General features: G+C 68.5%; 9 protein-coding genes. 4 read left to right on the top strand and 5 right to left on the bottom strand.

Going from position 1 to position 9,206, the window contains the following annotated elements:
• Positions 1-431 (bottom strand): response regulator (locus AC1DBQ_RS19105; RefSeq protein ID WP_476930007.1); only part of this gene is annotated, 431 nt, incomplete at its 3' end.
• A gap of 15 nt (positions 432-446) precedes the next feature.
• On the opposite strand from AC1DBQ_RS19105, the gene AC1DBQ_RS19100 reads away from it, so the two are divergent.
• Both AC1DBQ_RS19100 and AC1DBQ_RS19095 read left to right on the top strand, forming a co-directional pair.
• Positions 447-1,709 (top strand): sensor histidine kinase, encoded by a 1,263-nt coding sequence (locus AC1DBQ_RS19100; protein ID WP_476930006.1) that lies wholly within the window; start codon positions 447-449, stop codon positions 1,707-1,709.
• 99 nt (positions 1,710-1,808) lie between these two features.
• The gene (locus tag AC1DBQ_RS19095) at positions 1,809-2,516 is read left to right on the top strand and encodes an endonuclease/exonuclease/phosphatase family protein (RefSeq protein WP_476930008.1); all 708 of its coding nucleotides are present in this window, start codon (positions 1,809-1,811) and stop codon (positions 2,514-2,516) included.
• 67 nt (positions 2,517-2,583) lie between these two features.
• Here the strand turns inward: AC1DBQ_RS19095 and AC1DBQ_RS19090 are convergent, their stop codons facing one another.
• Positions 2,584-3,531 carry an alkaline phosphatase family protein gene (locus tag AC1DBQ_RS19090; RefSeq protein WP_476930005.1) on the bottom strand — a complete coding sequence of 316 codons (948 nt, stop codon included), beginning with the start codon at positions 3,529-3,531 and terminating at the stop codon, positions 2,584-2,586.
• Between the two features lie 432 nt (positions 3,532-3,963).
• Here AC1DBQ_RS19090 and AC1DBQ_RS19085 point away from each other — a divergent pair, with 432 nt between their 5' ends.
• A complete protein-coding gene (locus tag AC1DBQ_RS19085) occupies positions 3,964-5,001 on the top strand; it encodes an isopenicillin N synthase family dioxygenase (protein WP_476930004.1) in 1,038 nt (345 codons plus the stop codon).
• A gap of 45 nt (positions 5,002-5,046) precedes the next feature.
• On the opposite strand, the gene AC1DBQ_RS19080 is transcribed toward AC1DBQ_RS19085, so the two are convergent.
• From AC1DBQ_RS19080 to AC1DBQ_RS19070, 3 genes are read right to left on the bottom strand one after another with little or no spacing between them, the layout of a single operon-like run.
• On the bottom strand, positions 5,047-5,514 hold the full coding sequence (locus AC1DBQ_RS19080; protein WP_476930003.1) for an SRPBCC family protein: 468 nt from the start codon (positions 5,512-5,514) through the stop codon (positions 5,047-5,049).
• Positions 5,515-5,562: 48 nt separating this feature from the next.
• Positions 5,563-7,245: a DUF5671 domain-containing protein gene (locus AC1DBQ_RS19075; protein ID WP_476930002.1), complete on the bottom strand. Its 1,683-nt coding sequence runs from the start codon at positions 7,243-7,245 to the stop codon at positions 5,563-5,565.
• Complete coding sequence (locus AC1DBQ_RS19070; RefSeq protein WP_476930001.1) at positions 7,242-7,775, bottom strand: LpqB family beta-propeller domain-containing protein; 534 nt, start codon at positions 7,773-7,775, stop codon at positions 7,242-7,244. The genes AC1DBQ_RS19075 and AC1DBQ_RS19070 overlap by 4 nt, the downstream gene beginning before the upstream one ends.
• A gap of 104 nt (positions 7,776-7,879) precedes the next feature.
• Here AC1DBQ_RS19070 and AC1DBQ_RS19065 point away from each other — a divergent pair.
• The coding region (locus AC1DBQ_RS19065; RefSeq protein WP_476930000.1) for a DUF5129 domain-containing protein at positions 7,880-9,206 on the top strand (1,327 nt) is incomplete at its 3' end.

Raw genomic sequence — 9,206 nt, 5'->3', positions numbered from 1 at the left:
AGCTGGGCATCGCCGCCGGCGACCGTCAGGACCGCCCGGCGGATCTCCCCMGCATCGGCGTCCTTGGTCAGAAAGCCCTTCGCGCCGGCACGGAGCGCGGAGAACACCCACTCGTCGTCGGCGTAGGTGGTGAGCACMACCACGCGGCTGGCAGGGGCCTCACGGCTAAGKAGCGTGGTCGCCTCCACGCCGTTCAGGACCGGCATGTGGAGGTCCATCAGGACGACGTCGGGTTGCAGGGCTTTGACCTGCCGCAGCGCGTCCGCACCGTCGACGGCGGTGCCTGCCACCGTGATGTCGTCCAGGAATCCCAGGATCATGGCCAGCCCGTCACGGACCACCTTCTGGTCATCCACGATCAACACCCGCACCTGCGTCCTGGCCACCGCTTGCGTCCCTTCGTCAGTGATTTTTGAGACCAAGCTTCTCATGGCAGGATTCCTGCCATGAGTGCTGCCAGCGTTCCTCCCGGCTCCCCCGCGCGGGCGTCGTCCCGGCAGTGGCTGACGCCCCTGGGGCTGGCCATGGCGGCGCTGGTGGTGGCCGGCGCGGCGCTGGGCCCGGTGGGGTTCGCGGCGGACGGCCCGGGCCTGGTCAACGCCGTGGCCGCGGCTTTGTTCGCCGCGGCCGCCGTCACCTACCTGCTCAAGGAGCGGCTCGCGCCCGCTGTCTATGTTGCCCTGATGGCGGCCATGGCTGTCGGCGTGGCGGGCCTGCGTGCGGCGAGCCCGCAGGCCGACGTCACGGCGCTGTTCCTCATCGCGGCGTTCGCGCCGCTGCGGCCACCCCGGCTGGCACTCCCCGCCGTCGCTCTGCTGGCGCTCTGCGCTGTCAACGTCCTCCAGCTGGGCTCCGGCCAGACCGCGATCTCTCTCATCCTGGCCACAGATGCCGGTGCGGCCTTCTTCTTCCTGGTGGGGCTTTTGCTCCGGACCGAGCGAGAGCAGCGCGAACGCATCACGGGGCTGCTGCGGGAGGTGGAAGCCGGGCGGGACGCCGAACGCGCCGCAGCGGCTTCCGCCGAGCGGGGCCGGATGGCGCGCGACATGCACGACGTCCTGGCCCACACCCTGTCCGGGCTGTCCCTGCATCTGGAAGGGGCCCGGCTCCTGGCGCGGAACACCGGCGCGGACCCGCAACTTAGGGACACGCTCGACCAGGCCAGTGCGCTGGCCCGCGCCGGACTGTCCGAGGCCCGGCGCGCCGTGCGGGCGTTGCGGGAGGACCAGGTGCCAGGTCCCGAGCTGCTGGAGTCGCTGGTTGAACAGCACCGGCTCGCGTCGACGGGACAGACAGGCTTCACCACCCTGGGCGCCCCGGCGGCGTTGCMGGCGGATGCCGCCGTCGCCATCTACCGGACCGTGCAGGAAGCACTCTCCAATGTGCGCAAACACGCCCCGGGCGCCGACGTCGACGTTCGCCTTGTGTGGCAGCCAACCCGGGTGCGGCTGACGGTCACGAGCACGGGGACGGGGAMGGGGACGATACAGCCTGCCGACGCCGGGACCCCAGACCGGGGGCCGGCTCCCGGGGCGGACGCCGGGTTCGGCCTCAGCGGGATGACGGAACGCGCGGGGCTGGCGGGCGGGGAGGTTCAGGCCGGCCCGCACGGTGCCGGCTTCCGTGTCCGCCTCGTCATTCCCCTGCCCGGTCCGGAGCCGGCGGATTCCCCGCCGGCGGGGCCGGGACCTCACCGACAGGAGAGCTGACGGCCCGCACGCCCTGCTCAACATTCAGCGTTCGGCCAGCCGGACTGGGTAGACTCGATCACAGCGTTCGCAACTATCATCCGAAGGGGTGCTCTCCTGATCCGAGTCATCAGCTACAACCTCCGCAAGCACAAGGCCAGTGGCGAGCTGGTCGATCTGGCCCGCGATTTCGAGATTGATGCTTTGTGCCTCCAGGAGTGCGATACCGAGGACCTGCCGGCGACCATCGGCAACCTGCACCTGGCCGACGCCACCCGGGGGAACCGGCTGGGCCTGGCGATTTACTACCGCAAGGACCGCTTTACCGCTTACGACACCAAGACCTTCGCTTTGAAGAAGTCCCTCCACGACCGTGTCCTGGCCCCCGCGCATGAGCGGCTCATCGGAACGCGAGTCACGGACAACGMGACCGACCACGAGCTCGTCATCGCTTCCTTCCACGCKGCGCCKCTGACGGCGTCGAACTCGTTGYGGCGGAACCAGATCCATGCCGCCCACGCCGAGCTGCTCAGCATGGGCGGCGGCCTGATGTCACTGATGGTGGGTGACTTCAACTATCCGTTCTTCACCAAATCCCTCACAGCGCAGATGAAGGACGCCGGCTACGACCTCACCATGAGCGACCGCCGGACCTACACCCGCTACAAGGTCTTCAAGGGCCACTTCGACTTCGCCACCTCCCAGGGGCTGGAAATCGAAAGCGTGGAGACACTGCCCCGCGGCGCCTCGGACCACCTTCCCATCCTGATCACGGCCGAATACGGCCAGGAGGCGTCCGGGAACGGTTCGGGACCCGCCGCTCCGTAGCGGCCGATCGCGCCTGCCCAGACCAGACCGCCCGCGCGTTCAGGGCGTCCGGGGCATCGTGCCGCCGTCAGGAGCCGGCGTTGAAGACGTCCGCGCCGAAGCTGTTMAGGCCCGGCGCCCCGGCATACCCGAGCCGCGGCAGCGAGAAGGCGTCTTCGATGCTGGCCAGGAGGCTGAAGTGGTTGTAGGCCTGGTCCGACGTCGTGCCGCCCTTGGTGAACGGCGAGATGACCAGCGCACCGATCTTGCCGCCGGCCGTCCCGCCCGGCAGCAGGGCTGACGGTCCTACCGTCTTTCCCTCGGTTTCATCGAAGGTGATGACCAGCATCCCGTCCTGTTTGAACGCCGGGGAGTCCAGGATCKCCGGGACCTGCTGGCTCAGCCAGCTGTCAGCGGCGGCGAGCCCGCCGGCGCTGCCATCGACGCAGGGGCTGTCGTGGCCGTCGTTGCACAGATTCGGCGAGATGTAGGCCAAATTCGGTGTGGTGTCCACGGACTGGAGGTCACCGGCAAGCTGGCTGAAGTCCACCACGTTGCTTTGGCAGTCCGGGGACGAGGTGATGGACTCGAAATACACGAACGGATTATGCCGGGTCGCGTACTGGTCGCCCACCTTGGCACCCTGACTGGTGTCCTTCGCGCCGAGCTTGGGATGCCGGCACGGCGTCCCCATGTCCTCCATGTAGCCTTTCCACGTCTTGCCGGCCGCGCTGAGCTRCCCGGCGACCGTGGGGACCGATGCCGGATACACGCAGCCGGTTCCCTCCACCTGCCCCAGCGCGGCCGTCCCCGTTTGCTTGAAAGCGGCGTACGTGGGGCAGTCGTCGCGGGTCATGGCGTTGGATGCCTGGCCGGAGATCTGGGCCAGGTAGTTCGGGTTCGAGTTGTGGGCGATTCCGTAGTACTCGGACAGCAGGACGCCCTGGTTGCGGAGCGTCTGGGAGAGATAGGTGGCCTCAGAACCGGCACCCCACACTTTGTTGTAGCCCTTGTTCTCGAGGTTGATCACGAACACGTGCCCCGGTTTTGAGCCGGCCTGCGCCGAGGCAGAGCCCCCGGACGTGGTGCCGGGGCTGCTGGTGCCGGCTGACGCGCCGGTACTCGGCGTGGCACTAGGCGTGCCGGATCCCGTTCCCGGGCTGCCACCGGGCGGCGAGGGCTCACACGCTGCTGCTGACAGCACCAGGACTGCTGCAACAAGCAGCCGCGCGGCGATTCGACGTTGAGCTTTCGTGGCGTTCCGGCGCATGGATTCCGGCTTTCTCGTTAACCCGATCGGCGTGGCATTGGCAACCCTCGTTGTTGAACTCTTGCACACCGCGATCAAGAAAGCCCGCGAGGTGCCTAGGCAATAGCTGGKAATCGGCACCGCCAATTCTTCTCGCATCCGGGCAACCGGAACCGGCCTACCGTTCAGTAGGTGAAGCCGTGGTGGTAGTTTGCAAGCATGAACGCACCATCGGATTCGATTCCGTTGCTGGATCTCAGTGCAGCCAGAGGGCGGGACGGCACTTTTGACCCGGCGTTTATTGAAGCCTTGCGCGATGCTTCGCACCGGGTGGGCTTCTTCCAGCTCACGGGCTACGGGGCCACTCCCGGCGAGGTGGACGAACTCTTCGACGTCACCCGGCGGTTCTTCGGGCTTCCGCTTGAGTCCAGGCTGGAACTGGACAACCGGCTCTCACCGCATTTCCGCGGCTACACGCGGTTGGGCCACGAAGTCACCCGGGGGCGGCCGGACGCCCGTGAACAGCTCGATTTTGGACCTGAGCGCCCCGCCGTCGAGGGCTACCCGCCGGATCAGCCGTATTGGCTGGTGCAGGGGCCCAACCTGATGCCGGACCGCGCGCTGCCTGAGCTGCGGAGCGTGTGCATGGCCTGGGCGGACCGCATGTCACGGATCGGCGCAGAACTGCTGAGCGCCATCGCCGTGTCCCTGGAACTGCCGGAAGACTACTTCGACGAACCGTTCCGGGACTCGCCGGCCTGGATGGCTAAGCTCGTCCACTATGTTGGCGGCGTCGTCACCGATGCCGGACCCCAGGGGGTCKGCGCCCATGCGGACTACGGATTCGTCACCTTGCTGCTTCAGGACGAGGTCGGCGGCCTGCAGGTGCTCCCGCCGGGCAGCGACAACTGGATTCCGGTGGAGCCGGTTCAGGGGGCCCTGGTGGTCAACCTCGGGGAAATGCTCGAAGTCGCGACCCAGGGCTACCTGGCGGCCACCATCCACCGCGTCGAGGCGCCCCTGCCCGGCGTCGACCGCTACACGGTCCCGTTCTTCTGGTCGCCCCGGCTTGACGCCGTCATCGATCCGGTGCCCCTCCCGCCCGCGCTCGCGGCCCGGTCCCGGGGGATCACCGATGACCCGGACAATCCGATGCTCGCGTCCTACGGCGCCAACGTGCTCAAGGGCTGGCTGCGCGCCCACCCGGAGGTCGCMCGGATCCATCACCCCGAACTGGTCCCAACCACCGGGTCCTGAACTGCCCCGGCGGCGGGGCAACGTCACCGCGCAGGGCCTCCCTGCTCAGGCCTGTGGCTGTGCGGCAGCCGTGGCGAGCGCGGCGAGCCCCTTTTCGAAGTCTGCGCCAACCATCTTGTCCATGTTCATGAAGCGGGCGAAGACCTTGCCGATGCCCTTGTTCTCCCCGGTCATGGTCCACGTGACCTGAGTGCCGTTGCCCGACGGCGTGAAAGTGAACGTGGTGGGGTTGACGGCCTTGAAGGGCTTAGTGAACTCCAAGCGGATCTTGATGCTGCGTGGCGCGGCGGCGTCCACAATCTCCATGGTGCCGGAGCCGGCCTTCCGGTTGCCGCTCCAGGCGTATTTGGCGCCGACGCCGGAGCCGCTGCCGGAATAGGTGCGCTCCATGGCGGGGTCAACCGATTCCCACGGCGACCACTTGGTCCATTCGTGGAAGTTGTCGACCAGCGGAAAGATATCCTCTGCCGGTGCGGGAATGACCGCGCTGCGCGTGACTTCAAAGGTAGACATGCCGCCATCCTAGGGCGTGCCCTGCCCCGCCGGACGCAGGACAGCCGGTCAGCCMTGCAACGGGATGACGTCGATCCCCCCGTGCTGATCCGCAACAACCAGAACCCGGGCCGCTGACACGCCGTGCAGTGCCGCCGCCAACTGCTCTTCCTGTGCCGCGCCGGCCCCCTGGAGTGGCCCGGGCGGCCCGCCGGGAAGTGCAGCTACGCCGGTCAGGTCAGCAGCCCTGGCGTCCGCCCGCGTCCAGACAGTGACCCCTGCCCCCGTGACCTCGCTGATGACGCGGCGCAATGCCGCGGAATCCGGTCCTGCCACCAGGATCACGTGGCCGATCGTTCGCGGACGGACCGGACCGGCCGCGGCGAGGACGGCACGGTCCTGCCTCCATACCGCAAAGTGGTAGCCGAACACGAGTCCGGTGGCGACCAGTAGTCCCAGCGGGGCGCGGATCCGGTCCACGAGGCTTCCGCCGCTGACATCGCTCAGGAAGAATTCKAACAGCCGGAACCCGATCACCAGCAGGGTGACCACTGCAACGACGGCGCTCAGGCCGAACACGGCGACCAGGTAGATCCGCCGGGCGTTCAGTCCKGCGCCGGTTGCGGCGGCTGCCCCCGCCGCCGGCTCCAGTGGACGCCACGCCACCCACCAGACCGGCCCGCCCACCAGGAGGGAGCTGATTCCCCCGAGCAGGAGCGTCCGCGCCCCGGTGCCGGCCAGCGGCGTCGCCGTCATGGCCAGGACCGAATTGACGATCACGCCGATCCCCGACGCCGTCGCGACCAGCGCGACGCCGGAGGTCACGAGCCTGCCGCCCTGAAGGGTGGCTTCCGAGCGCCCGCTAGCAATGTTGCGGTGGTAGACCCAGACGAGGCAACCGATGGCAGCCGCGGCCACGGCGGGAGCGAGGGGCTCCAGCAACAGCTCCAGCGGCTCGGTACGGTCAAACAGCAGGCGGAGGGCCACAAACAGTGCCACCCCGGACCCGGCCAGGGTGAGGATGCCGGCGCCGAGCACCCCGACGGTGATGAGTGCGACGTCGGCCAGCCCGGTGCGCAGCCGCCGGCCGCCGTCGTGCTTCCAGTGCCACCACCAGACGGCGGTTCCGCCGACGGCCCAAACCAGGGACTGCAGCGCCGACACCCACCATGGCTTGCCCACCGATGCCTCAACCGCGGCGCCCCGCAGGGCGGCATCCAGGAGGGTGGACAGGGCCGAGACGGCGCCGCCGACGCCCAGCACGAGCCCCAGCACCGAGCCGAGCACCGTGGGGACATCGGCCAGCTCGGCCGGACCCTTCCGGGGATGGCGCCACATCCACCGGTGCCAGACCCAGACTGCCGCCCACACCAGGCCCGTGGCCAGCGACAGCCGCCACTCCTGGCCCGGGCCGCCGATCAGCGAGGACAGCGTGTTGATCAGATTGGTGGAGGCGATCAGCAGGGCAACCATGTAGGCGCCGGTCACATAGAGACCCCACCCGACGGCGGACCGTTCCTCCGGGTCCTCGAGCCGCCGCCAGACCACCCACCACAGGAGGGCCGCGAGCGGGCCGCCGATCAGGGCAAAGGCCAGCGAGCGCGCCAGCCCCGCGACATCGTCCACGGCCAGTTCCGTTCCCGTCACGAACAGGCGGCCCAGCAGTCCGCCGAGCCCGACGGCGGCGATCACCACCAGCGCGAACAGCAGCGCGTAGGTGATTAGCCGGCGCACCGTCCGTTGGGCGCTCATTGCTTCACCTGCCCGGKACACACCGTCAGCTGCCAGGGTGCGTTGTCGATCTGCCAGCCGTTCCCCGACCGGACGAGGTCGAAGACGTCCTCCACCTGGTATTCAGCACTGCCGAACGGGCCGCCCGGCTCGGACACGGTGATGAGCACCCGCACGTCCGCTGACTCCGGCCGCTCGGTGGTGGAGACCAGCGTGACACGCAGGTTCTGCGCGGCCGGACGGGCCTCGTTGTTGCACTTACTCCGCGCGGTCGGGGTCAAGTAGGCGGACGCGGCCGCCTCATCCCCGGCAATGACAGCGGCGGCATAGCGCTGCACGACGCCGGCCGGCGTCGAMTCGGCCAGCGGCGCCGGTTCTCCGCGGGTCAGGACGACAGCCAGGGCAACGATCACAATCACCGCGATCGCGACCATGATGGCCAGCAGGGTCCGGTCGGGCCTGGCGGGGCGCGCCTGCCCGGGCTTCGTTTCCTCCGGTTCTGGTTCTCTTGGAGGTCGTTCAGGCTGGGATCCATCCGGCGGAGAACTCATGCCGCAAGTATGGACGCCGGGCCGGTGCGCCGTCATGATGTCTTTCGTCCCGTTCCGGCGGCGGTTGCATCGACGCGGCCGGGGCCACCCACTACGCTCGGAAAATGGGAATCATGCGCAATGCCCTCGCCGCTGTGCTCCTGCTCCTGGTCGGCCTGCTCGGCGGAGCCGCCGCGGCACTCGCCGTGACACCGACCGCCGTCGTGGTTGAGGACCGCGCCGGGGTCCTGGACCAAGACAYGCTCCTGCCGGCGGTACGGTCCACCGAGTTCTATCAGCCCACCAAGGTTGCGATCTATACGTACAACGGCACGGCCGCGGACAACCTGAACGAGGAAGTCCTGCGGTTCGCCCGCGCCGAACATCCCGAATGGATCAGTCCCGACGGGCAGAAGTGGGCGGACGGGCTGTTCATTTTTGCCCTGGATCCGGTCGGCCGGCATGTCGGGACGTACATGGGTGAGGACCGCAAGGTCTCGCCCGAACAGCGCGAGGACATCCAGAACGCCTCCAAGGAACTGTTCCGCGATGCCCAGTGGACTGACGGCACGATTGCCGGGGTCCGCCGCGGCGCCGAACTCATCAACCAGCCGTGGTACCGGTCCACGGCTTTCGTCGCCTCGGCCTGGCTGACGGTGACCGCCGCGGTCTGCGGTGCGGCAGCATGGCTGATCGTCCGGTGGCGGACCAGGGTGTCCTGCCGGAAGGAACTCGCGCGGGGCGACGCCAGCTACGCGAACGTCAGCATGGACCTGCAGGTCACCGAGCTCAACGCCAGCACCATCCCCGAATCCTCGCGGTACGGCAGCACGGTCCTGGAAAAACACCGCACTTTCATGAACCGCTACAACACGGCCACCGAGCTTTCCAACCAGGTCCATGCCCTCAGCCGCCGGGACCTTAKCCGCCGGCCCAACCTCAAACTGATCCGKAACTACGCCGACGCGGCGGCGGAACTGGACGTGCTGGATGACGTGATTGCCGATACCAATGCCCTGCTCAACCGCGGCGCATCCTGGCCGGCGGCCTGGAACCACCAGCTCGCACCGTTCCGCAGCGACCTGAACGGCCTGGAAGAGATGCTCAGCCAGCGCCGTGCCGAGGGATCCTCTGCGACGGCGGCCGCCCTGCGGTCCTTCCGCGATGAAAGCCGCAGCGACCTTGAACGCTGGTCATCGGAACTGGCGGACGGCTCGATCACGCCCGAGACGGCGCTGGACCGGTTGCGTGATGCCCGGACCCGCCTGTCCGACCTGCTGAAGCAGCACGCCGATACCGTGATCGGGGCCTACGCCCGCAACGAGAAGGAGGCCGGACTCATRCGCAAGGACATGGAGGGCGCCCAGGMCGGGACCAAGGACAGGTACGGCCGCTCCTACGAGCCAAGCATCCTCGGCACGGTGTATCCGTCCTACTACTTCTTCTCGGTGC

This window comes from Arthrobacter sp. 10T413_2, assembly GCF_056394205.1.
The sequence above is the reverse complement of the archived record's forward strand: the minus strand, read 5'-3'. Positions and strand labels throughout refer to the sequence as shown.